The sequence below is a fragment of the Leeuwenhoekiella sp. MAR_2009_132 genome, from assembly GCF_000687915.1.
GTDB lineage: Bacteria > Bacteroidota > Bacteroidia > Flavobacteriales > Flavobacteriaceae > Leeuwenhoekiella.
The window spans coordinates 815,210-840,409 of sequence record NZ_JHZY01000004.1; the positions used below are offsets into that span (position 1 = coordinate 815,210).

At 37.2% G+C, this 25,200-nt stretch carries 27 protein-coding genes; 2 read left to right on the forward strand and 25 right to left on the reverse strand.

Annotation, left to right across the window (positions count from 1 at the left end; translation table 11 throughout):
- Positions 1 to 3: 3 nt before the first annotated feature.
- From P164_RS11905 to P164_RS11955, 12 genes are all read right to left on the reverse strand, one after another.
- The gene (locus tag P164_RS11905) at positions 4 to 678 is read right to left on the reverse strand and encodes a DUF2231 domain-containing protein (RefSeq protein ID WP_013073630.1); all 675 of its coding nucleotides are present in this window, start codon (positions 676 to 678) and stop codon (positions 4 to 6) included.
- 16 nt (positions 679 to 694) lie between these two features.
- Positions 695 to 832, reverse strand: coding sequence for a hypothetical protein (locus P164_RS18825; RefSeq protein WP_008610782.1), 138 nt, complete (start codon positions 830 to 832; stop codon positions 695 to 697).
- Positions 833 to 1,242: 410 nt separating this feature from the next.
- Positions 1,243 to 1,674, reverse strand: coding sequence for a hypothetical protein (locus P164_RS11910; RefSeq protein ID WP_008610780.1), 432 nt, complete (start codon positions 1,672 to 1,674; stop codon positions 1,243 to 1,245).
- A 56-nt stretch (positions 1,675 to 1,730) separates the two neighbouring features.
- On the reverse strand, positions 1,731 to 2,291 hold the full coding sequence (locus P164_RS11915; RefSeq protein ID WP_008610779.1) for a DUF3347 domain-containing protein: 561 nt from the start codon (positions 2,289 to 2,291) through the stop codon (positions 1,731 to 1,733).
- Between the two features lie 23 nt (positions 2,292 to 2,314).
- Positions 2,315 to 2,767, reverse strand: a complete 453-nt coding sequence (locus P164_RS11920; protein WP_013073632.1) for a heme-binding domain-containing protein — start codon at positions 2,765 to 2,767, stop codon at positions 2,315 to 2,317.
- The gene (locus P164_RS11925) at positions 2,768 to 3,355 is read right to left on the reverse strand and encodes a DUF3347 domain-containing protein (protein WP_013073633.1); all 588 of its coding nucleotides are present in this window, start codon (positions 3,353 to 3,355) and stop codon (positions 2,768 to 2,770) included.
- Between the two features lie 119 nt (positions 3,356 to 3,474).
- Entirely contained in the window at positions 3,475 to 3,669 is a 195-nt protein-coding gene (locus P164_RS11930; RefSeq protein WP_013073634.1) for an SHOCT domain-containing protein, read from the reverse strand.
- Between the two features lie 18 nt (positions 3,670 to 3,687).
- The gene (locus P164_RS11935; protein WP_028376593.1) at positions 3,688 to 6,087 is read right to left on the reverse strand and encodes a multicopper oxidase domain-containing protein; all 2,400 of its coding nucleotides are present in this window, start codon (positions 6,085 to 6,087) and stop codon (positions 3,688 to 3,690) included.
- Between the two features lie 65 nt (positions 6,088 to 6,152).
- On the reverse strand, positions 6,153 to 6,719 hold the full coding sequence (locus P164_RS11940; protein ID WP_008610774.1) for a helix-turn-helix domain-containing protein: 567 nt from the start codon (positions 6,717 to 6,719) through the stop codon (positions 6,153 to 6,155).
- Between the two features lie 4 nt (positions 6,720 to 6,723).
- Entirely contained in the window at positions 6,724 to 7,941 is a 1,218-nt protein-coding gene (locus P164_RS11945) for a TolC family protein (RefSeq protein WP_013073636.1), read from the reverse strand.
- Positions 7,938 to 11,690, reverse strand: a complete 3,753-nt coding sequence (locus P164_RS11950; protein WP_008610772.1) for an efflux RND transporter permease subunit — start codon at positions 11,688 to 11,690, stop codon at positions 7,938 to 7,940. The genes P164_RS11945 and P164_RS11950 overlap by 4 nt, the downstream gene beginning before the upstream one ends.
- Positions 11,691 to 11,793: 103 nt before the next feature.
- A complete protein-coding gene (locus P164_RS11955; protein ID WP_013073638.1) occupies positions 11,794 to 12,210 on the reverse strand; it encodes an HYC_CC_PP family protein in 417 nt (138 codons plus the stop codon).
- A 271-nt stretch (positions 12,211 to 12,481) separates the two neighbouring features.
- Here P164_RS11955 and P164_RS11960 point away from each other — a divergent pair, with 271 nt between their 5' ends.
- A complete protein-coding gene (locus tag P164_RS11960) occupies positions 12,482 to 13,678 on the forward strand; it encodes a DUF4856 domain-containing protein (RefSeq protein ID WP_008610769.1) in 1,197 nt (398 codons plus the stop codon).
- A 73-nt stretch (positions 13,679 to 13,751) separates the two neighbouring features.
- A complete protein-coding gene (locus P164_RS11965) occupies positions 13,752 to 14,426 on the forward strand; it encodes an imelysin family protein (RefSeq protein WP_050989633.1) in 675 nt (224 codons plus the stop codon).
- Positions 14,427 to 14,692: 266 nt separating this feature from the next.
- On the opposite strand, the gene mobB is transcribed toward P164_RS11965, so the two are convergent.
- The 13 genes from mobB to P164_RS12025 form a co-directional block, all read right to left on the reverse strand.
- A complete protein-coding gene (mobB, locus tag P164_RS11975) occupies positions 14,693 to 15,724 on the reverse strand; it encodes a MobB family relaxase (RefSeq protein WP_008610766.1) in 1,032 nt (343 codons plus the stop codon).
- A gap of 11 nt (positions 15,725 to 15,735) precedes the next feature.
- Positions 15,736 to 16,116: a BfmA/BtgA family mobilization protein gene (locus P164_RS11980; protein ID WP_008610765.1), complete on the reverse strand. Its 381-nt coding sequence runs from the start codon at positions 16,114 to 16,116 to the stop codon at positions 15,736 to 15,738.
- A 442-nt stretch (positions 16,117 to 16,558) separates the two neighbouring features.
- Entirely contained in the window at positions 16,559 to 16,756 is a 198-nt protein-coding gene (locus P164_RS11985; RefSeq protein ID WP_008610764.1) for a hypothetical protein, read from the reverse strand.
- A gap of 11 nt (positions 16,757 to 16,767) precedes the next feature.
- The gene (locus P164_RS11990; protein WP_008610763.1) at positions 16,768 to 17,148 is read right to left on the reverse strand and encodes a DUF6876 family protein; all 381 of its coding nucleotides are present in this window, start codon (positions 17,146 to 17,148) and stop codon (positions 16,768 to 16,770) included.
- A 64-nt stretch (positions 17,149 to 17,212) separates the two neighbouring features.
- A complete protein-coding gene (locus tag P164_RS11995) occupies positions 17,213 to 17,569 on the reverse strand; it encodes a single-stranded DNA-binding protein (protein WP_008610762.1) in 357 nt (118 codons plus the stop codon).
- 73 nt (positions 17,570 to 17,642) lie between these two features.
- Entirely contained in the window at positions 17,643 to 17,987 is a 345-nt protein-coding gene (locus tag P164_RS12000) for a single-stranded DNA-binding protein (RefSeq protein WP_008610761.1), read from the reverse strand.
- Positions 17,988 to 18,044: 57 nt separating this feature from the next.
- Positions 18,045 to 18,215 carry a hypothetical protein gene (locus P164_RS18720; protein ID WP_159106029.1) on the reverse strand — a complete coding sequence of 57 codons (171 nt, stop codon included), beginning with the start codon at positions 18,213 to 18,215 and terminating at the stop codon, positions 18,045 to 18,047.
- Positions 18,216 to 18,669: 454 nt separating this feature from the next.
- On the reverse strand, positions 18,670 to 18,831 hold the full coding sequence (locus tag P164_RS18725) for a hypothetical protein (RefSeq protein ID WP_008610760.1): 162 nt from the start codon (positions 18,829 to 18,831) through the stop codon (positions 18,670 to 18,672).
- A 626-nt stretch (positions 18,832 to 19,457) separates the two neighbouring features.
- Positions 19,458 to 21,296: a P-loop NTPase fold protein gene (locus P164_RS12005; protein WP_008610759.1), complete on the reverse strand. Its 1,839-nt coding sequence runs from the start codon at positions 21,294 to 21,296 to the stop codon at positions 19,458 to 19,460.
- 67 nt (positions 21,297 to 21,363) lie between these two features.
- Positions 21,364 to 22,473, reverse strand: coding sequence for a nucleotidyl transferase AbiEii/AbiGii toxin family protein (locus P164_RS12010; protein ID WP_013073644.1), 1,110 nt, complete (start codon positions 22,471 to 22,473; stop codon positions 21,364 to 21,366).
- Positions 22,466 to 23,233 (reverse strand): DUF6577 family protein, encoded by a 768-nt coding sequence (locus P164_RS12015; protein ID WP_008610754.1) that lies wholly within the window; start codon positions 23,231 to 23,233, stop codon positions 22,466 to 22,468. The genes P164_RS12010 and P164_RS12015 overlap by 8 nt, the downstream gene beginning before the upstream one ends.
- Positions 23,234 to 23,631: 398 nt before the next feature.
- Entirely contained in the window at positions 23,632 to 23,880 is a 249-nt protein-coding gene (locus P164_RS12020) for a (2Fe-2S) ferredoxin domain-containing protein (protein WP_008610753.1), read from the reverse strand.
- 4 nt (positions 23,881 to 23,884) lie between these two features.
- Positions 23,885 to 25,117 carry an MFS transporter gene (locus P164_RS12025; protein WP_008610752.1) on the reverse strand — a complete coding sequence of 411 codons (1,233 nt, stop codon included), beginning with the start codon at positions 25,115 to 25,117 and terminating at the stop codon, positions 23,885 to 23,887.
- Positions 25,118 to 25,200 lie beyond the last annotated feature (83 nt).

The window sequence follows — 25,200 nt, forward strand, 5'->3', positions numbered from 1 at the left end:
GTATTAATGTGAATGTTCATCACTTTCTCCGTGACCTTCTTCGTTTTCGTTACCAAGATATTTCCCCTGTGGGCCAACTCCTTCAATATGCACGAGCTGTGAACCATAGTGTCCTGCCTGTGCTACTGAATATCCTGCAAAAGCCATAACTACAAATACCCCAATTTCAAAACCTCGCTTTAATTTGTACCAGAAGAGGCTTACTATTTTTAATAGGGCTGCCAAAGCACTTGCCCATAAAGTCCAATCTGCATATTTGTCGTGCAGTTCCAAGACCTTTTTTGCGGTTTCTGTAAGTCCTTCGGTATGTGGGTGCACCAGTGTACCTGCTACGTAAGCTCCGATAAATCCGAATCCTACTGTTAGTAAAATGACCCAATCCAGTGTGCGATTTAAAACGAACAGCTGGATGAGCTGTAACAAAACTGCCAATAAAAGCAGTACAATCGGGAAGTGTACAACTAATGGATGCAGATTAGGGAAATCGTCCAAACCGGCTTCAGTATGGTCTTGTGAGACAGAAATTGGACTGCTTGTTTCAAAAATAGAAAGTGATTTCTCATCCTTGATGTCGGTTTTAGTTTCAGAAACAATAAAATTACTATCAGCAAATACCGTCGAAAAACCTCCAAACAAGGCTAACATCAATACGGTGAAAATTATTTTTTTAGATTTCATTTTATATAGTTTTAAATTAATCACCTGTTAATTGCAAGATCAATACACCTATCACAATAATGGCTATAATGGCATAAATGGTATAATTGAACCATTTTTTGAAGCCACTTCTCTTTTGTTTGGTTTCGCTACCGGTTTTACAACAATCTTTCATCTGTTGATATTTATTTATTTTTAATTATCAGATGTAATTGGCCAATCAACATTTCGCTTGTTATCAACTTTTTTGTATGGCTCATTTCATACTATTTTATTTGTGCCTAATTAAGAGAAAGGGCTTCACTAACCAACCAAAAGTATGTGCCCTCTCTCTTATTAGGACTTAAATTTTTGCCTGACCTGGGAAGGAATTAACACTAACCATCAACATTGTTTTCCTTCCCACGACAGGACTTAATGACTACCCAAGATATCCCAGACATCTTATTTACTTCTGTTAACTAATAAACCAGAGCAACAAAAGATGCTTAGGGAAGGGATTACCTATTGAATAGTCTTTTGTATTTTGCCATATTTAAACTTCCTACTACCATATTATCGGTTTCTTACTTTGTTTATTTACACTCAATTATTTCCTTTTGCAATTAGGCTGTCCAATTCCATATACTTTTCTTTCATTAGGCTTAACGCAAAAGCTCCAGCAGAAGCTGTAAAGACTGAAAAGTCTAATGCTCCTTTTATTCCAGTGGAAAATGTCATTGAAAGCGCAAATAGTAGCAGTAAAAATCCACTCCATTTTGCGAACAATTCTGTTTTAAATCCAATTATCAAGAAGAATGCAAAAATAATTTCAGCTGCGGTTGCAATAATTCCGATTGTTGAAATTAATGAGTCCGGAATCCAAGGATTTATCTGTTGTGTGTAGTTAAGAAAATTATCCCAATTCCCCCACACAGAAACATCTTTGTTCCACAATCCAAATCTATCAGCTACTGCCGATAAAAATCCGATTGATATTGCAAGTCGCAAAAAGAGTTTGATTATTTTAGTCCTCATCTTTGATTATTGTTGGTTGCTTAATTCTCTTGATTTTGGTCAAAAGGATTACAACTTTACTGAATTGTCTTTTGAACTTTCCCACATTTAAGCATTTTGCTGCCATAGTAGGGGTTTTTTACTTCATTACTTGTACTTAACCAAGCACTTCCTTTATCGTACATTGGGCAAAATTGTTCATATAACGTGCTTTTTGTACCCGTAATAGCTACCATATCAGTAATATCCTTACTTAACGTTTTAAAGTGCTCGCGTTGGTGGTCTATCGCACTTTCAGAAATATGTTCTGCGTGCTCGGTAGCATCTTCTATGATATCGGCCAGCTCTTTTTGTTGTTCTTTTGAGTAACTACTCTTATCGAATTTTTTAAGAGAGGCTACCAATTTAGAACCTGATTGTGCCGCTTTCTTGGTGTCATCGCCTACCAAAGCATCTTTCAACATAAAATAATCGGCAAGAACCGTTTCTGCCGCTGGATTCATTTTGTCCATTTTCATTTTACTATGATCCATTTCCATTTCACCGTGCTTGTGGTTCATTTTTTCTTTTTCCTGGGCGTTGGTAAAAGAAACTGCTAACAATAGCATTACTGCTATACTCATTTTTAAATTTTTCATTTTTATTATTTTTAAATTATTGTTTATAAACTATCTTTTAATTGTGTGATAAAATTGATTAATTCTTCTGCCTCCGCTTCAGAAAACTTAGCATCTTTATGTATCAAAGTGTAAGAATCCAAAGGCATTTCTCCGCTTTCTATCTGTTTGATAATTGATCGAAGTTTACTTGATTTTCTTCGGCTTGAAAGCGAATCCCATTCGTTAAAATTAAGTTCGGCCTTGCCTTCTTTAATGTGGTCTTCCAAAAACCAAGCAGCGGGTTGAATCTTATTATACCAAGGATATTGCGTATTGTTACTGTGACAATCATAGCAGGATACCTGTAATTTTTTCTGAATAGTTTCAGGAACATTATGTACCAACATAAAATCAGTTTCGGGAACCGTATAACTTTGATTGCGTTCCGTGGGAATAAATTGAATCCCCACAAACCCTACCAGTGCTATTATTGCTATGATTTTTAAAATTTTCATTTAATTGATTTCCTTTTGCATTTCACCACAGGTCAACATTTTACTTCCATAATAAGGATTCTTAACGTCCTTGCTCATACTTAACCAATTACTACCTCCATCATACATTGGGCAGAATAGTTGATACAAGGTGTTTTCTGTACCGGTTATAGCAACCATATCTGTTACATCCTTACTTATGATTTTAAAATGTTCTCGCTGGTGTGCTATATCACTTTCTGAAATATGTTCTGCGTGTTCTGTGGCATCTTCCATAATATCCTTGAGTTCCTGTTGCTCACTATCTGAATAGCTGGATGCATCAAAATTTCCAAAAGTACTTGCAAGCGTTGCTCCCAATTCTTTTGCCTTATCATTGTCATCGCCTACAAGTGCATCTTTCAAGTTGAAATAATCTTTCAGGATTGCTTCTGCTTTTGCGTCTTGGTTGTCACTCATTGCCATATCATCTTTGTCATCCATAGACTCTTGGTACATCTCATTGCTCATAGGTGCAGCTGGTTCATCTTTTTTTCCGTCCTTACAGGATATAGCCGTAAGGGTTAAGGTCATTACTAAAATACCGACGGTCATTTTTAATTTTTTCATTTTAATTTCGATTTTAATAGTTAATATTTGATTTTAATTTATTGTTATACCTGTTTACACAGCTTAATTTTTTTTTACATAGTGCTATGTCTAACAGATTTTTGGATTGCTTCTTTTTTTTATTTCTTTGAGCCTATAGCCTGCTTAATTTCTTCATACTCCTCTTTGGTTATCTCTCCTTTAGCGTACCTTTCATCAAGGACATCCATAGCCTTTGAACTTTTAGTCCGCTTTATTTTCTTTCCTCCTGCATAGATGAAAACACCTAGAATAATAACACCGAAAATGGTTAAGAAATCCCAATTGTAGTCCATCGTTTTATTTTTTAGTCATTAAAATCTTAGTGATAATCCTCCACCTGCACCAAAACGGTTATCATAACTTCCCATCAATGAGAAATTTTTGGATAAAAGATATTCAACACCCGTACTCCAAGTAATCTCTTTTTTGAAATTATCTCCTTGAGGCAGGTCATCTACCCACCCAAAATCTGCTTGGTACTCGTACATCCCAAAAACAATAGTTCTAGGGAAAATGGTAATAGCACGGCTTAAGCTAATCTGCGGGCGTAGCTTACTATCCATCCTCACATCCAACGTAAATAAGTAGGGCGTAAGGTATCGTATCCCTGCTATAGCTGTTGTTGTTATTTCTTCAAGGCTATCCTCCATTTCGTTCTCGACATTTACACCGCCAAAAACGGTTAGATAATCATAGAGGTATCTATCGTAGGCAGCTTCAACCTCCATATTCCTGTTCCAACCATATTCGCCCCTCAAACTGAATTGGTTTCGGATATTTGAAGATATAAGGTTCAAAGTGGTCATATGTGATGCGGCATCTATCATTCCGTAGGAATAGAACTGGTCGGTCTCGTCAATAAGTTTAGATACGGGATATTCCTTCAACCTTGGATCCCTAGGGGTATCATAACTTACAATACGCGCCATACCTCCCATCATATGGTATAGAATATGACAATGGAAAAACCAATCGCCATATTCATCACCATAAAATTCAATGGTAACTTGTTTCATTGGTGGAACATTGACTGTGTGTTTTAAGGGTGAGTATTCCCCATTTTCGTTAATGACCCTAAAAAAATGACCGTGTAGGTGCATTGGGTGGTGCATCATAGTCAGGTTATTGAAGGTAATCCTAGTTACTTCGTCTCCCTTGATCTTTATTTTATCTGCTTCAGATAGAGGAACACCATTCATACTCCAGATATAGCGTTGCATATTCCCGGTAAGGTTTAATAGGATATCCGTTACAGGAACATCTGGGTCATAATTGGTCTTCTCCGGCGATTTCAAGTAGTCATAGTTATACTCTGAAAACATATTCATTCCCTGCATTCCATCTGCTTCGTCCATTTTCATATCATCCATTTGAGAGGCCTTTTTCATTTTGGTATCCATTTTTGTGTCCATCCCGGCCATTTTGGAATGGTCCATCTGCATTGAGTCCTTTTTCATATCCATTTGCATTTCGTCCATTTTATGCTTCTCCATATCCTTCATATTGGACTTGTCCATATTCATTGTGCCCATATCCATATCTTTCATTCCTTCCATCTGCATATTATCGTCCATTTGCATTCCCCATTTTTCTTTCATCTCGTAACGCTCATCTTTGCCTGGTCGGAACTTTAAAGCGGGTGCACCCATTTTCATTTTCATTTTGGCCATTTGTTGCATCATCCCTATTTTATCAGGTTTGGATACATCGGGTGCAGCAACAATAGGTCCTTGGCCTAGGTATGCCGTTGCGGTACCAGAGCCGTCTTGGGCCATAATTTTATATTCCAGTTTGCCGTTCTCCGGTATGGTTACGATAAAATCATAGGTTTCAGCGACCCCTATAAATGTCTTGTTATGCTTAACCGGTACTACATCTTTACCGTCTGCCGAGACAAGCAAAGGGTCAGGGCCGCCAAAGGCCATCCAGAACGAAGTAGAAGCAGAGCCGTCTATAATGCGAAGGCGCACTTTTTCGCCAGGTTTAAACTCGGGGTACTCCACTTTTTCTTCTCCATTAATTAAGAACGCTGGGTAATACACATCTGCCACATCTGCACTTTCCATACGCTGTCTCCAAAAATTTAATTGCGCCCCAAATGCGCCCCTTGCAATTACTTGGTTAAGCGGCGTAGCTGTTCCTTTTCTTATATTGTACCATTCTGTACCTCGCTTTAAAAACCGAAGTACATCCCGCGGTTTTTCGTTGGTCCAGTCAGATAGTACCAAAACCTGCTCTTTATCATACTCCAAGGTTTTTTCTTTGGGCTGTATTACAATTGAGCCGTAAACACCGCTCTGTTCCTGTAACATTGTATGAGAATGGTACCAATAGGTGCCGTTTTGCTTTATTGCAAATTCATATTTTAGTGTTTTACCGGGTTCTATGGGCGGTGTAGAAAGGTAGGGTACCCCATCATAAAAATTGGGCAACAACAAGCCGTGCCAATGGATGGATGTCTCCACGCTCATTTCATTTTTTACATAGATTACTGCGTACTCCCCTTCGGTAAATTCGAGCGTTGGCCCTGGAATACCTCCGTTTACCGTCATCCCTTTAACTTCTTTACCTGCTTTGTTAACCATTTCTTCCTTTAGAGTTAATGTGTATTCGTGAACGGGTAGATTATCGACATTACCTTCCACGGACTGTGCAGATGCTGTATAGGTACACAGTAACAAAAGAATAAATGCATAGTTTATTTTTTTCATAAGATTACTTTTTTTTAAAATTAATATTGATTACGAGAAGTTTGTGTCATAATTATGGTTGTTATCTACCTTATTTGATCTAAAGGGTTTCTAATACTTTTTTGATTATTCTTATAATTAGTCAGACTCATACCAGTTTCACTTTTAAACAGCCTACTTAAATGATTTACATTACTGTAATCAAGCAGCTGACTTATCTCCGTAAAATTACCCTCTTGTAATTGAATCAGCTCTTTCACTCTTTCTATCTTGAGTTTTATAAAGTATTTTTCTATGGTAATATGCTCCGTAACAGAAAATATTTTACTGATTTTTGAGTACTCAAGGTTTAATTTACTTTCCAAATGCTTGGACAGCGTTTTATTTAATTGAAGTGGTAATTTTTGTAATAATTTAATAAGTTCAATTTTAACTTGCTCTACTAATTGCTGGTCTTGCGCCAGTAAAATTTCGAAACCATTGTTTTCTAAAACATTTTTTATATTTTCAAAATCATCTATAGATTTCTCTTCGTAAATAATAGAACCCAATTCAATATGCTTTAAGTGAATCCCTAATGTTTCAACATCACTCTGGATTGTTTTAATACAGCGATTACACACCATATTTTTTATAAATAATTTCTTTTCCATCCGGTTAGTTGATTAGGTAATTAACAATTGCAGATTGTGTGTAATACTTCTGTATCGATTCCACTTGATTTAACTGAAATTTGAGCTGTAACTCTTGGATATCCAGCACATCATTAAAATCAATGGTGCCCGTTTCATAGTTTTTAATGAGAATTTCTTCAGCATCTTCTGCTTGTTTCAGATTGTTCTCTTGTGTATTATATGCTATTCGTGCTTGGTTGCGTTGCGATATTGCTTTTGCGAAAGCGGATTCCAAAACATTCAATCGTTGTGCTTTTTGAGTCTCGATTTCTTGTTGGCGCAAGTCATTTTGCCTTGAAATAGATTTATACCGATTATTAAAAATGGGAATGGAAACTGAAACCATAGGCATTAGTATATCCTTTCCATTGTCTATTGGATTCATATCCGCTCGCTCGCTCACTGGTAGATAATCAACCCCAAAACCAAACATAGGTAATGCCTCACGCTGGTTGAGCAATTCAGATTGTGCTATAGATTCGTAGAGTTTATCATATTTAAGCAGTTCAGGATTAAGTGATAGTGCATCTCTACCAGATACGGCGTTTTCACTTGGAATTTCCATTAATGTGACCACATCAACCATCATAGTTCCATCACGATTGAGTAGCTTATTGAAGGTGATTTGTTCTGACCCAAATTCCTCTTCGAGCACCTCTTTTTGCTGTTGCAATTCATTTTGACGAATCTGTAATCTCAAAACGTCAACAGAAGATGCCTTGCCTACTTCAACCGATGTAAGGGCAAGACGCTCATAGGTTTCTAATAATTTAATGTTCTTATCGAGCACCCTTTGCTTTGCTTGTATTTCATACAAACGATAATAGGATTGAGCTACAGAAAGTGCCAGTTTTCTTTTGGCAATTATGATTTCCACATATTCAGCTTCAGCCATTGAGGCTGCATAATTTTCTCTTGCCGTTATGGTCCCGAACCAAGGCAACATTTGCTTAAAGCCAATACGTGCTCTCTGCGCCCCAACACGGGTCTCGGGCTCACTGACAAAGTACCCAGCACTCACTTCAGTATTAGGCAGCCAGTTTGCTTCGTTCACTTTTTCTTCGGCGATGTTATAGCGCAGTTCAAAGGCTTGAATCTCGGGGTTGTTAGATTGTGCCTCTTCAATGTATGATTGTAGTTGTTGCGCTTTCGCGAAAGCGGAAACAAACAAAAGACAGGTAATAATTTTTATATTTTTCATTTGTTTGCTCGTTTAAGTTGGTACTCTTTTTTCCAGCTATATAATACTGGTACTAAAAAGTAGGATGTAATATCTATAATCATCCCACCGAAAATGGGGATTGCCATAGGTATCATAATATCGCTTCCTTTTCCCGTAGAAGTAAGTACAGGTAAGAGTGCAAGCACGGTGGTAACAGTAGTCATCAAACACGGACGAATTCGCTTTCCAGCAGCTTCTAATGTGGCAAGTCGGATTCCTTTTTTATCATTGGGATTCTCTCTGTCAAAAGTTTGTGTGAGGTAGGTAGCCATAACTACACCATCATCTGTTGCGATACCAAAAAGCGCAATAAAGCCAACCCAGACAGCAACACTTAGATTGATGGTTTTCATATTGAACAAATCCCGCATATTCTCACCAAAAAAGCTGAAATTGAAGAACCAATCCTGACCGTAAAGCCAAATCATTATAAAGCCACCTGCAAAGGCAACTGCGATTCCTGTAAATACCATCAACGAGGTGGAAACAGAACGGAACTGGAAATACAGAATCAAGAAAATAATAAGCAATGCCAAAGGCACAACTACGGAAAGTGTTTTTTCTGCGCGCAGCTGATTTTCATACGTACCCGTAAAACGGTAATTAATACCTTGTGGCACAATCAAATCACCATTGTCTATTTTTTGTTGAATGAGCGCTTGGGCATTTTCGACCACATCAACTTCGGCAAAGCCATCGAGTTTATCAAACAGTACATACCCTATCAGGAAGGTGTCCTCACTTTTTATGACCTGTGGACCTTGTTCATAACGTATGTCTACCAATTCGCTCAGTGGAACCGGACTTCCTTTCTCAACCGGAACATAAATATCTTTTAAATCTTCTGAGTTTGCACGCAACTCACGCGGATAGCGCACTCTTACTCCATACCGCTCACGACCTTCCACCGTTTGAGTAAGCGGCATACCGCCCACAGCTACCTGAAGTACTTCCTGAACATCCATTATGGAAATTCCATAGCGTGCCAATTGGTCTCGTTTTATATCAATTAGTAAATAGGGCTTGCCCACAATACGGTCTGCAAAGACAGCTTGTTCTTTTACACCTTCAGCTTGTTTTAAAATGTCTTCGAGCTGTAGACCAAAAGCTTCTATTGTTTTCAAGTCTGGCCCTTTAACTTTTATACCCATAGGCGCACGCATACCTGTTTGAAGCATTACGAGCCTTGTCTCGATAGGTTGTAGTTTTGGTGCAGAAGTCACCCCTGGAAATTTTGTCACTTTCACAATCTCATTCCAGATATCGTCTGGGCTGTCGATTTCTGGCCGCCAGTTTCGGTAATATTCACCGCTGCCGTCTTCAATTAAATCGTTATGGGTTGCATTTGTTTTTAGTTGCGAGGCCTCATAATTAGCGTCATCATCGATTTCATTATTTGGATTAATAATGAATTTATCATTTTTCAGAACAAATAAACCATCATCGTTTACGCGGTAGCGTTGTCTCTCGCCATTCTTGTTTCGCATATATTCAGACTTATACTGAATCACATTTTCATACATCGAGAGCGGCGCAGGGTCAAGAGCAGATTCTGTTCTACCCGATTTACCTACTACCGTTTCGATTTCAGGAATACTGGCTACGGCCATATCAAGCTGCTGTAACACACGCTTGTTTTCTTCAACACCTGCGTGTGGCAAGGATGTTGGCATTAACAGGAATGAGCCTTCGTTGAGCGATGGCATAAATTCTTTACCCGTGTTGCGCATTATTATGGCCCCTAAAATCAACACTGTGGTCGGAATTATTAAAAACAGTAATCGGTTTTGAAGTGCCCAACGTAATATAGTGTCGTAATATTTTTGGAAAATTGAAAACGCCCCCAGTAATCCGAAACAGATAATCGCAACAAAAATCAAGTTCATTATAATACCGCGGTCAAAACCTAGTGGTCGCCAGTATTCGGCTAGAAGGAAAACAATAGCAATACAAGAAATAACGATATGTATTAGATTGGCTCTTTTTGCCGTGATAATATCGCGTACACTCAAAATTGCAACGATTCCATAGGCAATTAATATAATACCCAACCAATAACCATAGAAGATGGCTGTGATACCAAGGACGATGAGAACAGCATTAATAATATATTTAGCGTGCTCCCTAATAGTACTCTTTTTGAAAAGGAATGCGGCAAATGGTGGTATCAAGAAAAGGGCGATAACCAAAGACGCCGTGAGCGCCATTGTCTTTGTAAATGCGAGTGGACGAAACAACTTTCCTTCAGCACCTATCATAGTGAATACAGGAATAAAACTGATAATGGTTGTTAATACTGCCGTTAAAATTGCACCAGAAACTTCAGCAGTTGCATTGTAGATGATTTCATTTGTGGTGTACTCGATTCCGCTTTCGCGAAAGCGTAATTTTTCATCTTCCAAATGCCGAATCATATTTTCGGCCAGTATAACGCCCACATCCACCATTGTACCTATAGCAATGGCAATCCCTGACAATGCTACAATATTTGCATCTACATCAAAAAGTTTCATTGCAATGAAAACCATTAATACTGCAACGGGTAACAAACCTGAAATTAAGATGGATGCGCGTAGGTTGAACACCATTACGATAATGACCAGAATGGTTATTAAGATTTCAAGCGTGAGTGCTTCATTAAGCGTGTGTAGGGTCTCTTGAATAAGCTGGGTACGGTCGTAAAAGGGGACAATGGTCACTTGTGAGGTGCGGCCATCTGCCAGAACTTTTGTTGGAAGCCCAGATGACAGTTCAGCGATTTGCTCTTTTACATTATTGATAACTTCCATAGGGTTGGCGCCATATCGCGCTACCACAACACCACCAACAACTTCGGCACCTTCTTTATCTAAAATACCACGACGAGTTTGCGGTCCCAAATGAACAGTTGCGATGTCTTTTATTCGGATAGACGTAAAATTCTCTGAAGTGACCACGGCATTTTCAATATCTGCAACGGATTTTACATAGCCCAAACCACGAACCAGATATTCGGCCTGATTGATTTCCAATGTTTGTGCACCAATATCTTGGTTGCTCTGCTTAACGGCTTTGACAATGGCACTTAATCCAATATTGTATTGGCGCATTTTCTCCGGGTCCACATCTACTTGATATTCCTGAACATAACCGCCGATAGACGCTACTTCGGAAACACCACTTGCTGATGACAATCCGTATTTCACATAATAATCCTGTATACTACGCAGTTCCTGTAAATCCCAACCACCGGTTACATTACCATCCTTGTCACGACCTTCTAGGGTGTACCAGAATATTTGTCCTAAACCTGTGGCATCAGGGCCCAAAGCTGGGTTAACGCCATCTGGCAGCAAGTTGGAAGGAAGCGAATTGAGTTTTTCGAGAATGCGACTACGTGACCAGTAAAACTCCACATCTTCTTCAAAAATGATATAGATACTGGAAAACCCAAACATAGAGGAACTACGAATAGTTTTCACGCCTGGAATACCTAGAAGCGAAGTTGTAAGTGGATACGTAATTTGGTCTTCAATATCCTGTGGCGAGCGCCCTTGCCATTTGGTAAAAACAATTTGTTGGTTTTCACCAATATCGGGAATGGCATCCACAGCTACAGGGTCAGTAGGCAAAATACCGGTCTCCCAATTAAAAGGTGCGTTTACAACGCCCCAACCGACGAACAAAGCTAATAGTAAAACAGCTACTAATTTATTTTCTATTAGAAATTTGATGCTTTTATTCAGCATAGAAATGATTATTAAGTAATTATAAATCTTGTTTAAAAGTGACAAACAAGCAGAAATGTCCAAAACAAATTAATGCAGGACTACAGTTCTAATTACTTAAAAATCAAATAAGGAAAGTCTGGTCTAAAACTTGAATATCCCTGACCAAGGGAGGAGGCGTATAATCTCTGTATGAATTTAAATCTTCTTGAGATTCGAAAAATAAGTGTATATAGGTATGGATAAAAGCAGCAACAAATAGTTGTTGGTCTTTATCTAATTTGTCGAACGATGTTTTTAAAGTATCTTGCCCTTCAACAATCACTTGTTCATCACTACAGCAATCTTTTTTAGAAATATCACACTCTGATGACTGCGATTGCTGTTGAACATCCATACCGCAAGTTTGAGCGTGACCAAATAATGAAGAGTCCACAAAAATATCTCCACAATAATGACTATCTACCGTAAATGATACGGTTGACAACAACACTAACAGTGCCATAGAGAATGTTGATATTTTAAAAAAGATTTTCTTCATTAATTTTACAAAAATACAAAATTTCAAGTAAATTTTCTTTATTTAACAAATAATTTTGATTTCATATGCAACATATTCTCCTAAATCTATATGAAAGATTATCTAATTTCTAGAAAAATGCCGAATACAAACCTGTTTTAAATTTATTATTAAGAATTGTTCTAAATAAGTTTGTTTTTTTAAATTTCATTTCTATTTTTGTCGCTGAAATAATCACTTACTTATATTAAGTCTAAATAAATTTAATGATGAAAAAAATGTTTTTTACGCAATTATAGGAAGCCTTATTTTTGCTTCGTGCTCTTCTGATGATGAGCCGATTACTGAAACCTCAAACATTGAGGTGCCTTCAAACTACACCTTCGAAAGAGATGGACAATCCACATTGGATTTTAGTGGCCAGACCACCCGAATTTTAATGGCTGAAGAAATCCTTAATTCCTTTACAGATTTCGAAAACACGACTGTGATATCCTTGCAGGCAATGTATGCACATCAGGAAGGGGACCTAGATTTTTCAGACGCTGCCTTAAATGCGTCAGATAAAAACGTACGCAGTAAAACGGCTGCGTCCCAAGATTATTTTAGCGCAAACACCACAGAAGCGGCAGCTATAAGAAACCTATTCGATAGCTATATTTCCGGTCAGGTCAATGAGGTATTCCCTAACAAGGATGTCCTAGCAGTCGCTGGCAGTGCCGGTCAACTTGCCGATGGGACAAAAACCCGGTATGTTAACGCTAAAGGACTTGTGTACAACCAAATGTTTGCAAAAAGCCTTATTGGGGCGCTGATGGCAGATCAGATGCTTAACAACTATCTCAGCATAGCTGTTCTTGATGCGGATAATAAAGTTGCGGACAACGACAATGGGATTACAGAAGATGGAGAGACCTTTACCACGATGGAACATAATTGGGACGAGGCCTATGGATACCTCTACGGAACATCCGTTGATGCAGCCAACCCGAATGTAACCATTGGGGGCGATGATAGTTTTTTGAATGATTATTTGGGCACAGTAAACGCAGACCCGGATTTTTCTACCATTGCTGCCGATATTTTTGATGCATTCAAATTGGGTCGTGCCGCGATAGTGGCAAAAGATTATACAGTACGGGATACCCAGGCTGCCATTATACGTCAAAAAATATCCGAGGTAATTGCCATACGTGCGGTATACTATTTACAACAAGGAAAAAATTTGCTTGCAAACGGTGATTTTGGCGCCGCATTCCAAAACCTTTCTGAGGGTTATGGGTTTGTTTTTAGCTTGCGTTTTACTAGAAACCAGAGTACAGATACTTCCTTCTTTAGCAAAAGCGAAGTTGATGGTTTTACATCTGCTCTCTTGGCGGATGGACCCAATGGTTTTTGGGACCTTGAACCTTCAACACTGGACAGTATTACGGAAGCTATTGCCGCTAAATTTGACTTCACGGTCGAGCAAGCTGCCAGCGCAAATTAAATAAAAATTGAATTAGCCACATCAACCGATTTACCGCCGATGGAAAAATCGGTTGATTTAAAAAAAAATAGTTATGAAACACTGGAAACTTTGGAGTTTTATTAGTATCGGACTGCTGATTGTAGCGTGTTCAAAAGATAATGGGAACGAAAACTTGCCACCGGCTAACAATAATTTTGATCGTGGCGCAATGCTTGTAAATTGGGCAGATAATATCATTGTCCCTGCATATACTTCTTTTAAAACAGAGGCCGAAAACCTGAACACTGCTGCAACGGTCTTTGCAAATGAGCCTACAGAGGCAAACCTTCAGGATTTGCGAGCTTCGTGGGCCGCATCCTATATTGCCTTTCAAAAGGTCTCTATGTTTGAAATTGGCAAAGCCGAAGAAGTAAGGTACAGGAACCGACTGAATATTTACCCCTCTGACACCCAAAGAATAGAAAATTTTATAGAAACTGGCAGTTATGACTTGGCTTTGCCATCTACAATAGATGTACAAGGTTTCCCTGCTATAGATTATCTGATCAACGGCCTTGGCGCAACAGATACCGAAATTGTAAGCTTCTATACCGTCAACGGCAATGCCCAGGGATATAAAAATTATCTCGGCACCCTTACGGAAACTATCCTGCAATTGACCACAACACTCTCGGTCTTTCCACTTCCGGCAGAACCTATTATGGATGCACCTCGTTTGATGTTATCCAGTTTAAAATTTCCTTTCGTGGTGGCAAAATTGACTTGATATTTGGCATTTCCACTTTTAGGCTCGTCCGTTTTATGTAAGAATACATACATTACTATATTAATTAATGTCAGAGGACAAACCAAATAAAGTGCTATTTGAAACAATGGTAATTGTTCATTTAAATAATACACAAAAGCACCAATCAATAGAAAATTGACGACAAATGCATATCTGCTTATCCGAAATATTCCATAAAAAACACTACTGGCCAAACCAATAATAAAAAGTACCGTTACGAGATTGTCCATTTGCATAGTTTTAGATTAGATTCCGATGGAACTCGATTTAATGGCCACTTCCGCACCACGTCGTAGCCTATTAAAAATTTTCATTGCCAATTGTGCTTGCGTGACCGGAATACTCGGCATTATTGGAATATTACTTTCACGCATTAATTTGAACGCAATCGCTTTTTCATTGGTGGGCAGTTTCATTAGTGAAGCAAAATAGATTTTCGGATTCTTGTTGAAATCCTTTCTTGCTTTATAAGTTTCAGCAAAGTTCCTTTGATAGCCAAAAGACTTGTCAAAAGTCTTTTCCGCTTTCTCAAAAAACCCATCCCTATCAAATCCCCGTTTTACCGTTTTACCATTTAATTCAACATCAGAAGCTTTGTATTTACTTCCTGGGGACAAAGAGAATTTATTGGAAGCATCCTTACGGCTCACAATAATATGGATATGACTTTGGTTTCCTGCTTTTGGCATTCCTTGTACGATTCGTTTTCCGTTCTGTTGGTGTGGGGCTTCTCTTTCGAGTTTCCCTATTTCTTTTTCCAATTTTTTCACATTCCCTTCTGCTCGTCCATCTTGCACATTTCGGATTTCAGTTTTTAGTTGAAGTATTTTTGTGGCATACGGTTGGTTTTCTTTTATCTGAAAGTCCGTTCCTTTAAAGGCTCTTTGGTGTTCAATTTTAGCATAGTATTTTATATCATCGATTGTAATGGGTCGCCCATTGATTTCGCGATTAAATGAAGCCACATAATCCTTCATAGTCTCACGGGTGTATTTTTGCAAATCCTCACTATGGTTCTGCAACCGTTTCAGTTCGTATTTAGATGGGCTTACGGTAATGGAATAAAACCGTGGTTCGTGCTTTTCGAGTTTTGCCGTATTGCCATCAATTTCCTTGACCACTTCCTCTGCTGAAATCTCGTCGCCGTATTGGTTAAAAAAATGTTCCATATCCTGCTGTTCCAGTCCTTGGTTTTCCTTCTCCAGATAACCCACAAAATCAGCCGAACTTTTAGAATAATTGCTTCCCATTTTTTGAGGTGTTATTGTTATGTACATAGCTTAAAATTTTAGAGGTCGTTATTAAGATTTTGCTTTTCGCGAAAGCGTACTTTCTTTTTTTCTTCGGCATATTTCTTTTCCACTATCAAAGGTTTTTTGCTTGGCTGTTCTGTCTCAAAAAGGGATTGAATCATTGCAACTGTAGGCTTGGTTTGGGTCTTTTCAACATCCCTCATTATAGCGATTACTGCATTGATTCTTTTCAGTAACTTGGCTTCGATGGTTCGTCCTGTCGGACCTAATTTTTCTTTTGGAGATATCTCATTGTAGAAGAAAAAATCAAGAATGGCTTCCATCGTTTCCGTATGTGTCTTGAAGTGCTTTTTTGAAAATTCCTGAAAACGTTTGGCAGTTTTCCTTTTGAACCTGATGGTGATGAATGAATCCATTTTCTTTCGCTTTTTTTTGTGTTTGACGTAAATCCATCCCTGTTTACAGACTGTGTGGGGGCATTTGACGCAAATCGAAGAAATTTATATAATCCATTAATTTTCAAGTATTTTAAAATCAATGGATTATACGCTAAAAGGAATATGTAACGTGGCTCTGCCCGTTACCCTCTTGCTATTCCTTTTCGTCACGCCAAAGCGTGACAAAAATTTCATACAATCTGGCTAAAAAGCCAATTGCCTTTTAGGAATCCGAAAATTCCTATATGTAAATTATAGATGGATATAGCTATCAGCGAAAGTTAAAAATGGGATAACTATATTAATTTATGTGTGCTGAATTTCAGCGAAATAAAGATACGCTTTTTTCTCGACTTGAAATTAATTGCATACAAAAACACCTCCAAAAATTTAGAGGTGCTTGACTATAAAATTTAGAAAATTAGATGTTAAATACAAACGTATAGGAATATAAATTTCGCAATGCTTCTTCCTCTATCATCGTTTCAAAACAGGTGTAATTTTCTCTTACGTATTTGCGAATATCGTCGCCAAATTTTCGTTCCACATCCTTTTTGGAATCTTCCAAAAGACGGTTTTGAGCCTCCTCGCTCAAGTCTGTAAAATTTAGATAAACCATAGCTTTAAATTTTAGTATTCGCTTGGTAACATCAACGTATCATTTACAAAAAATAACCGCAGTTCATCGAGCGGAAAATCAGTTACCCGATAACCGTGTTTTTCCAAAATATTGTTGTTGCCATCGCTGTATATTATCTCTGCTTCATAGCCTGTAAAATCCTGCTTATCTTCGGGCAATCTTTTGAAGTCTATGGTTACAAATTCGCTTCGGTTCATTAGACTTTTTGCAATTACGGAAGTGTCCGTAATGAGCCAAAAACAATCTGCTACATTGGCAAGATATTTTAGTCCGTCTGTAAAACGTGTTCTTAATAATGGGATTTGGTAGAACATTTCCGTTCCGTGAAAATGTTGCAATCCTTCTTTGATTTCGTTAACTTGTGCTTTCATTGTTATCTATTTTTATTAGTGGATAATTAAAAAGAGGGCGCAATTTTCGACGAGAACGTCCTCTTTAATTTTTATGGTTACTTACCATTTTAGACCCGAGCAAAAGAATTTCCCTTGCTACAACTTCGGTATAGTATCGTTTTTCGCCTTCCTTGGTTTCATAAGAGCGTTGTGCCAATTTGCCTTCAATAGCAATTTGTTTTCCTACTACTGCATATTTTTCAATAATTGTAGCGAGTTTTCCCCAAGCCACAACACTATGCCAATGGGTTTCAGATTGTTTTTCGCCTTTTGCATCCTTGTAATTTTCATTTGTAGCCATTGAGAACTGCGCCACAATTTTTCCATTTTCAAGATTTGTAACCTGTGGGTCTTGCCCAATGTTCCCGATTAACTGAACGTGATTTTTAATAGTTTTCATAATAAAAGTTTTAAAGATTATTAATAAAAAAGGGCGCAACTTTCGAGAGGTACGCCCTCTAAAATTTCAATGATTACTTATCATTCTTGCTTCCAAGCAAAAGGATTTCATTTGCTTCGATTTCGGTAACATATCGTTTGATACCCTCTTTGTCCTCGTAGCTTCGGGATTTCAATTTTCCCGTAACACCTACTTCCTTGCCTTTACCTACAAATTTTTCGATAATTTCGGCAGTCTTGCCCCAAGCCACAACGGTATGCCAATTGGTTTCTGTTTGTTTTTCGCCTTTGGCATCCTTGTAATACTCGTTAGTTGCGAGTGAAAAACGGGCTACTTTTTTACCGCTTTCAAGGTTTGTAATGGTTGGCTCTTGTCCAACGTTTCCGATTAACTGTACGTGATTTTTTAAAGTACTCATAATAAAATATTTAAAGATTAATTAAAATGCTATCTGAACTATTCAGACAGTTTATTGTTATATTTTTTGAAGTGATTTACTTATTATATCTTGAGCGTTTTCCTTTTTTGTTTTTTTTGGTGCCGCTTCCTTTTGTATGTTTTTGTAAGATTTCATAAGTTTTATTTTAGATTTACTTCCCATAGCGCCCTCGCTGTTACCTTTTTTTTGTTGCTGATACAGTTTCAAGATTTTGAATTGATAAGGACTTATAAAAAGTGAAGCGCAGCGTAACGGTTTATGCAGTCTGTTCAAGTTCAAAATGTTGGTATTTTGCTGGCAAAAAAAGGTTAGGGCAGCGAGGGTGCGGAAGTATTTCTAAAGACTTTGTGAAGTACAATAACATAGGAAGTGGCACCAAATGATTAAATGGAATTCCGATTTGGCGGACTCCGTTCACGATTTCGGATTGGGAATGAAGCGTCCCGTTCCAGCGCAGCGGAGCGGGTAAGCGGAATGGAAAGTAGAAATTGGGGATGGTGTCCAAGACTTTTGTAGGGAAGCTCTTTTCCCGGAATGTAGCTTTTCGCGGAATGTAGGGGAATGTGCTGAACGGGTTAAAAAAATTGAATTCGATAAAAGGTTAATATTACTTTGGTGAGTAGTTAACTCACTCTACAAAAAGTTCTTTCTGATTTTTAGATTAAACATTATTTAATAATATCTGGTAGTAAAAGGGATGCTTTTCTCTGTAGTACGCTAAATGACTTTCGCCACTATCGACATTATAATTTTCACTACTTAATTGATAATGTTCTTCTGCTTCTTGCAATGAAATGTCGGATTTTACAGCTGTATTTTTCATAATGTTAAAATTTTTGGTTAAACAATATTTGAGCAGAAACCAAACGGAAGCTAAAATCTTGGCTCAAAAGGAAACGGAATAAATAAGTGATGGAAGAAGCGTTGGCTTTATGCCGTAGTCTTTTGATGGAAGTATTTTACGAGTTTACCTTGCGTGTATATTGTATGATAATTAAGTTCCTTTTTAAAGCGGATTTGATTCTCGATTTTGGCTAGGGAATGTTGTGTTCCTTTCCAGCATAGGAAAGGGTTAACGAAATGGAAAGTCAAAATTGGGGATTGTGTCCAAGACCTGTGTAGGGAAGCTCTTTTCTTGGAATGTAGCTTTTCGCGAAATGCAGGGGAATGGGCTGAACGGATTTTATAAACTTATTCTTCTCTTGAAACAGAATTTAAAGCGGACTTAACTTGAAAGGTGTAGGTTGAAATGGAGTTTGACCACTTCCCGATTTTCTTGGGAATGAGTGGGCAAGTGGAAAGGAAATCGGAAGCTTTGGAGTTGTGTCTAAGACTTGTTTTAATGAAGCGCTTTGCCTGAAATATAGCTTTTTTGCGGAATGTAGGGGAATGGGCTGAATGATACTGGGAATGTAATTCTCTTGTTAAGTAGGGTAGAATTATAAAATTCTATTCATCTTCGGTTGCTAATAATTTACAGGCTCTATCAAGGATTTCTAATAATTCTTTCCAATTAAATATTCTCAATTTATCAAGTTCTTCGTCTTTAAGTATTAAATTATCGATTGATACCTTCAAATGATTTAAACTGTCAAAATCATCTGGAAACATATGTTTTAAACTCGAACTCTTATAGCGCTCTTGCATTGCTTTGGTAAAGTGTACTAATGTGCCATTACTAACTGAAGTTAAAACGATAAAGAGTTGTTCCCCATTTATATACTTTAAAAAATCTTTAGAATATTTCTTTGCCTCAAACAGTTGGTTTAAATTTTCAATATGTTCATTTTCGAGTAATTCCATCAATATATTGCTTTCTGAAGCTTCGGATTCCTCTCTAATGACTTTATGCACAGCAATAATTTTGTCTCGTATTGGTTGCATTTCAGGTATACTAACAGCAAAATGGGCTAAATTTTCAAAAACTCTATCGTTGATTTCCTTGCGCTTTGAAGCTAAATCCAAGCCTTTTGAAAGTATATTGTCGATTTCTTGCGATGTTTTTGCAATTAATCCATTCTGTGAAAAAAAATGATAAAAATTTGAGAGCCTATCATAATCATATATAGAATAAAGACCCTTTTCAGCATTCTGTAATACGTTTGCTACTAATTTTTCAAATTCATTTCCATCAATAGACCTAAAATCATAAGTAACGAGTCTCATAAATTCCAATACTTCTTCGGGATGTTCTTCGGGCTTTCTTTTTTCCAGTTCATCTTTTAAATTTTTAATATCAAGATACCCTGAAAGGATATAAGTGTAAATGCTTCCGTAAAATTGAAACTCGTTGATTCTACTTTCCACATACTTCAAATAGAATTTTTCAGCATAGGTTGGCTCTATCTCCGGTTCTTTTTTATCTTCTGGAAAGAAGCTATTCATTGGAACACTTTTACCTCTATTTTGATACCAAAAATAAGATGTATTTTCCAGTCCGTTGAAATCATTACTCTCATCAGATTTCAAATGACCTCTCTTGAACTCAATTGAAATAAGAGCTGTAAACAGAATAACCTCTTCTTGAAATTCCGAAGCTACATCTTTCAGACTTCCGTAAATTTTAAAAAGACTATCTAAAAAGAACGATATGATTCTCAAATTATATTCTTCATATTCAAAAAATATCCCGTAGATATAGTCTTTATTTTCCTTTAAAAATGTAAAATACTCATCTTCGATAGTATATGTTTTATAGAGAGTCGGAAGGACTTTTTCCAGTTCAGGTTCATAATTAAGTTCTCTGCCTATAACTTTTTCTTTTATCTTTAAATAATTGGCATTGTCATCAATTTTAATTGCATCAGCCAAGATTAGACATTTCAAGTTTTTGTGCTCTACGAAGTCATTAATAAAGCCGAATAATTCTTTTATAGGTATTTGGCATCTTTCAAGGTCATCAAAACAAATAACTTTATCATTAAATTTTAAGCCATCCAAAGTTACACCACTCAAAATATTACTGAAGTCAACCTTGAAAAACTTGGTTACGGTATTCCCTATGTTACCTGTTAGTCTTGCTATATTTTTTAAAGCTTTATTTTCAGGCTTTCCAAAAAAGGGAATTAATTTAATCATCAATTGCTGTTGCAACTGCTCTACGGTTTTCAATCCATTCAACGAAATATATAATGGCTTTAGCTCTTGTTTTTTTACCATTGCGTGCAGCGTTGTTTTCCAAAAAAATGTCTTGCCACTTCCCCAAGTACCATTAATAAGTAAAGCGTATTGTGTTGCTTCTTTCCTTAAATATTCTTTAAAAATCTCTTCAATATGTGCTGTTTGCATATTGTTTTGTGTTTAACTGTTTATTACTAATCTCGAATTTCTCTTGGTTTTTGCCATCCTACTCCTTTTAAACTGGTAACAATTCCACTGCCTTGTACCAGTAATAAAATATAGACTTATCCGGCTGGCGTTTCAATTTGTTCAAGTATGCCCATTCTACATTTTCAATAGTAAGTTCGCTTATACCTTGTCCTTCGTAATATTCAATTTCAGTAATTTCGGGTTGCAATAAAAGTGTATTCAAATAGGCTACTCTGGCCGAAGCTGCAAGAGCTTCCTCTATCCTGAAATTTCCTGTCATCAAAAACGCACTTCCAAAACTGCGTATGCCACGGTTTAATTCGTCAAACTTCTTTTTTGTTTCCTTGGTTGGATTGCGTTCCCTTTTGGCGATGATGGCACAGGTGTTTATGGAATCCCAAAGAACATCTGTTTCTTTGAGGTTTCTTTTGCCGAAATCTTTATCGGAACTACGATAGGATAGTTCCGCTTTCGAGAAAGCGGAAAAACTTGCCTTAACAATAGACATATCTGTAATGTTTTCAAACAACTTCCCTAAATCGAACAATTGCTTACAGATTTCCATTGTAAATAACTGGTCGCCCTTATAATATGGAATACCAATGGTCTCTGGCGCAAAAGCAGTAAGCTTATCGCCACAGATGGAATTTACCGATGGTGTTGTAATCGTCGTTGTAGTTCCAGCGACCGAAAGCCAAGATACTTCTATGGCAGATTCTATAAGTTCTGGATAATGCGGACTGTCAAAAAGAATGTCCAGCAGAATTGTTCCTGAAACATTCGGGTTGTAAACCGAGTCAAATTCAAAAGTATAATGTGCCTTTGGAACACCTTCTTTATAACTTCGACGCTCATTCAAGATGTGGCTTTTAAAATGTGAGTTGGCAACAACCGCATCGAGAATTTTTTTCAATGGGTCGCGTTTTACACTTGAAATGATATCAATGTCGATTGAAAACCGATTGCCTTCTTCAAGTAAGAGTACGAGCGATGTGCCGCCTTTAAAAACAAAATCAAGTCCTTCTATCTTTAGATGTTCTAATAAAGAGAATGCGTGAACCATTTTTTCCAAAATGGTCACATTAATGCCTTTATGTTCTTTTTTTGACCGAAAAATATCCAGCCACTCTTTTGTGAAGCTTTTGTTTTCAATCATTGATTATGTCCTCTAAAATATTCGGTATGTGGTTATTCATAAATTGCTTGATTTCCTGTTCTTTCTTTCGTCTTTTCGCATAGCTAAAGAACTTTGTGAAATTAATACTGTATCGCTCAAGTATTTTTTCATAAATATTTATGAGTTCAGAGCCTTGGTAAAAATGGTACAGGTTTTCATCGGCAAACAAGTCCACCATTATTTTTTCAAGCGTTGCAACTGGAACTACATTTTTTTTGTCTTTCAATTTACTTATCGGTGCTCTGGTGACGAGACGTTTTATGACCACGGGAACAGCACTCTCGGAAATGTAGAATTCAATTTCCTTGTCATCGGGATTCAAGAAAAAATCCATTTTCAAGGAATCATTTAGATAATAGTATAGTGATTCTGTAAATTCCTTTTCCACTTCTACTACAATCATTTGATTGGATACTTGATGCTGCGTAAATTCATTGAGCCATTGGTTTTCCCATATAGCATATTGGATTTCCTCAAATCGTTCATTGGTCTTACTTGCTATTTTTAGAACACTATCAGACAGTACTGGTCTATACTTGGGTTTATAGGATATAACATACAATCCACGACCAATAGTTTTGATGATGTCTTTTTTCTTCAGGTCGTAAATGCGCCAACTAAATGTACTTTCCTTCAAATCTGGTTCAAAGTCCAAATAGAACTGAAATAGCTCGTCCCTGTCAAAAGAACTTCGCTCCTTAAACGCTTCTATAAGCTTGTTTTCTATAATTTTTGGCATAATACAATATCAAAACTTTGCCAAAAATACAAAAAAGTGGCGAATATTTGAAAACTAATTATCGCCACTACATCAATAAAGTGGTAAATATTTGAAATGGTTATTTTTGGCTTTAATTAAATATCAACTAAAGTTGTCGCTTGAGGTAGTCTTAAAAGCGGACTTAACTTTAAAGGTAGATTGGGAATGAAGTGTTTTCCGCTTTTTTGGGGGGGTATAGCGTAGTGGAAATCTAAAATTTTGGAATTGTGTCCAAGACCTTTGTTAGTGAAGCTCTTTTCTCGAAATGTAGAGCAACGGAATGTAGGGGATTGTGCTGATTGGGATTATAAATGTAATGGCATAAAAAAACCTCCCTACCAAAGTAAGAAGGTGTTTTTGTTTTCAATTTAAACCGATTATTTATTTAAAATATGTCTTTTAACGATTGTTCCTAAATCTTTCTCCGAAAACCATATATCCTCTGGATGAAGGTGCATAACGGGTGCTTGTTCGCACTTGTTGTTGCAGTCCATATCGTCGACTTCTATTTTATCTTTTAGTTTATATTTCTTAATATAATAATCTAAAAGCTTTCCCTTTTTCTTTCGGCATTTTACGCCGTCGCATCGATAAATTACTGACTTATTATTTTTAGATTCTGCCATAATTCTATTTTTTGAGCTTAATTTTTTTTGGTCTTAAAAAAATAACCACCAGCACTAATAATACTAATGTTATAATACCACCATATAAAAAACTTTGATTGGGATATGTAGTTCCCAAAAAACCTGCCAATGGATATGCAAATGCCCACCAGAGATGTGAAAATGCAAAATGAGAACCATACACTTTACCTTGTTCTTCAACTGGAACTGTTTCTCCGATAAGTGTTTCGGATGGAATCTCCGCAAGGCTTTGACCAAGTCCCGCAATAATCCATACAATGAATAGCATTGAAAAATCGAGATAATTGGCAAAACTTATGGCCACCCCTAATATCAGAGCTCCAATAATAAGAGAGATACGTCTTGATTTGGATTTATCAATTGCTCCAGAAACAAAGGCTGCTACCATTGCGCCAATAGCGAAAGCTGCCATTATGATTCCATAGTCCTTATCTGTAAGTTCCAATCCACCTTTGACCAATACGATGGTGTTTACCAAAATAAGTGCGCCCGCAATCGCAGATACAAATTCAATGAATAATGCAAAGCGCACGTATTGATTGGAAAATAGTAATTTAATGCCTTTTAAAACATCTTGCCAAGTGGTTGGCTTTATTTTACCCTCGATTTCGTCTGGGACTACATCCAACTTACTTTTCGGAAGGCTTAACAATAAAATACCTGCTATCACAAAAGTAGCAGCATCGACAAAAAATATTTCCCTTGCACCCAACCAGATGGCTAAAATTCCTGCCAAGCCTGGCCCCAAAACTCCTAAAAGCTGATACGTGGCTGCTGATAAACCTATGGCTTGACGGTATATGGATTTATCTACAATCTGCGGAATAATAGCTCGATAGGTCGGACTAAAAAATGCGTTGAAAACATTCATAAGAAAAATGAGAACATAAATTTGCCATTCTTCAGTTACAAAAGGCAAACAGCCAACTATAACCATTCTTACAAAATGTGTGGTGTATAGTATTTTCTTTCGGCTAATCCTATCTGCTAATACGCCTGCAAAAGGCGAAAATATAATGAATGCAGTAACTCGTAAAGTAAGAGCTGTTGCCAATATGACCGCAGCCCTTTCTTCGCCGAACTGATATGCCAAAAGAGCCAACCCGACCCACGTAAAGGCATCGCCCAATAAACTTATGGTCTGTGCCAAATAAAGTTTTGCGAATAAACGATTACGTAAAGCTTGGAATGGTTCTAATAGTTTTGACAGTTTCATTAATTCTCTAAATATTAATTGAGTTCAAAAGTTTAATTTGTGCCTGCTGAATGGAAGGGTATTTCAATTGGGCGTAGAAATTG

What these genes read in the sequence shown, in the direction of transcription:
- P164_RS11925 (WP_013073633.1), bottom strand. Translation starts at nt 3,355, where the DNA reads ATGAAAAAATTAAAAATGACCGTCGGTATTTTAGTAATGACCTTAACC.
- P164_RS11935 (WP_028376593.1), bottom strand. Translation starts at nt 6,087, where the DNA reads ATGAAAAAAATAAACTATGCATTTATTCTTTTGTTACTGTGTACCTAT.
- P164_RS18725 (WP_008610760.1), bottom strand. Translation starts at nt 18,831, where the DNA reads ATGAAAAATACAGCTGTAAAATCCGACATTTCATTGCAAGAAGCAGAA.
- P164_RS12010 (WP_013073644.1), bottom strand. Translation starts at nt 22,473, where the DNA reads ATGATTGAAAACAAAAGCTTCACAAAAGAGTGGCTGGATATTTTTCGG.
- P164_RS11995 (WP_008610762.1), bottom strand. Translation starts at nt 17,569, where the DNA reads ATGAAAACTATTAAAAATCACGTTCAGTTAATCGGGAACATTGGGCAA.
- P164_RS12015 (WP_008610754.1), bottom strand. Translation starts at nt 23,233, where the DNA reads ATGCCAAAAATTATAGAAAACAAGCTTATAGAAGCGTTTAAGGAGCGA.
- P164_RS11990 (WP_008610763.1), bottom strand. Translation starts at nt 17,148, where the DNA reads ATGAAAGCACAAGTTAACGAAATCAAAGAAGGATTGCAACATTTTCAC.
- mobB (WP_008610766.1), bottom strand. Translation starts at nt 15,724, where the DNA reads ATGTACATAACAATAACACCTCAAAAAATGGGAAGCAATTATTCTAAA.
- P164_RS12020 (WP_008610753.1), bottom strand. Translation starts at nt 23,880, where the DNA reads ATGGCAGAATCTAAAAATAATAAGTCAGTAATTTATCGATGCGACGGC.
- P164_RS11920 (WP_013073632.1), bottom strand. Translation starts at nt 2,767, where the DNA reads ATGAAAATTTTAAAAATCATAGCAATAATAGCACTGGTAGGGTTTGTG.
- P164_RS11910 (WP_008610780.1), bottom strand. Translation starts at nt 1,674, where the DNA reads ATGAGGACTAAAATAATCAAACTCTTTTTGCGACTTGCAATATCAATC.
- P164_RS11915 (WP_008610779.1), bottom strand. Translation starts at nt 2,291, where the DNA reads ATGAAAAATTTAAAAATGAGTATAGCAGTAATGCTATTGTTAGCAGTT.
- P164_RS11950 (WP_008610772.1), bottom strand. Translation starts at nt 11,690, where the DNA reads ATGCTGAATAAAAGCATCAAATTTCTAATAGAAAATAAATTAGTAGCT.
- P164_RS12005 (WP_008610759.1), bottom strand. Translation starts at nt 21,296, where the DNA reads ATGCAAACAGCACATATTGAAGAGATTTTTAAAGAATATTTAAGGAAA.
- P164_RS12000 (WP_008610761.1), bottom strand. Translation starts at nt 17,987, where the DNA reads ATGAGTACTTTAAAAAATCACGTACAGTTAATCGGAAACGTTGGACAA.
- P164_RS11965 (WP_050989633.1), top strand. Translation starts at nt 13,752, where the DNA reads ATGAAACACTGGAAACTTTGGAGTTTTATTAGTATCGGACTGCTGATT.
- P164_RS11940 (WP_008610774.1), bottom strand. Translation starts at nt 6,719, where the DNA reads ATGGAAAAGAAATTATTTATAAAAAATATGGTGTGTAATCGCTGTATT.
- P164_RS18825 (WP_008610782.1), bottom strand. Translation starts at nt 832, where the DNA reads ATGAAAGATTGTTGTAAAACCGGTAGCGAAACCAAACAAAAGAGAAGT.
- P164_RS11905 (WP_013073630.1), bottom strand. Translation starts at nt 678, where the DNA reads ATGAAATCTAAAAAAATAATTTTCACCGTATTGATGTTAGCCTTGTTT.
- P164_RS11980 (WP_008610765.1), bottom strand. Translation starts at nt 16,116, where the DNA reads ATGGATTCATTCATCACCATCAGGTTCAAAAGGAAAACTGCCAAACGT.
- P164_RS11985 (WP_008610764.1), bottom strand. Translation starts at nt 16,756, where the DNA reads ATGGTTTATCTAAATTTTACAGACTTGAGCGAGGAGGCTCAAAACCGT.
- P164_RS11930 (WP_013073634.1), bottom strand. Translation starts at nt 3,669, where the DNA reads ATGGACTACAATTGGGATTTCTTAACCATTTTCGGTGTTATTATTCTA.
- P164_RS11945 (WP_013073636.1), bottom strand. Translation starts at nt 7,941, where the DNA reads ATGAAAAATATAAAAATTATTACCTGTCTTTTGTTTGTTTCCGCTTTC.
- P164_RS11955 (WP_013073638.1), bottom strand. Translation starts at nt 12,210, where the DNA reads ATGAAGAAAATCTTTTTTAAAATATCAACATTCTCTATGGCACTGTTA.
- P164_RS12025 (WP_008610752.1), bottom strand. Translation starts at nt 25,117, where the DNA reads ATGAAACTGTCAAAACTATTAGAACCATTCCAAGCTTTACGTAATCGT.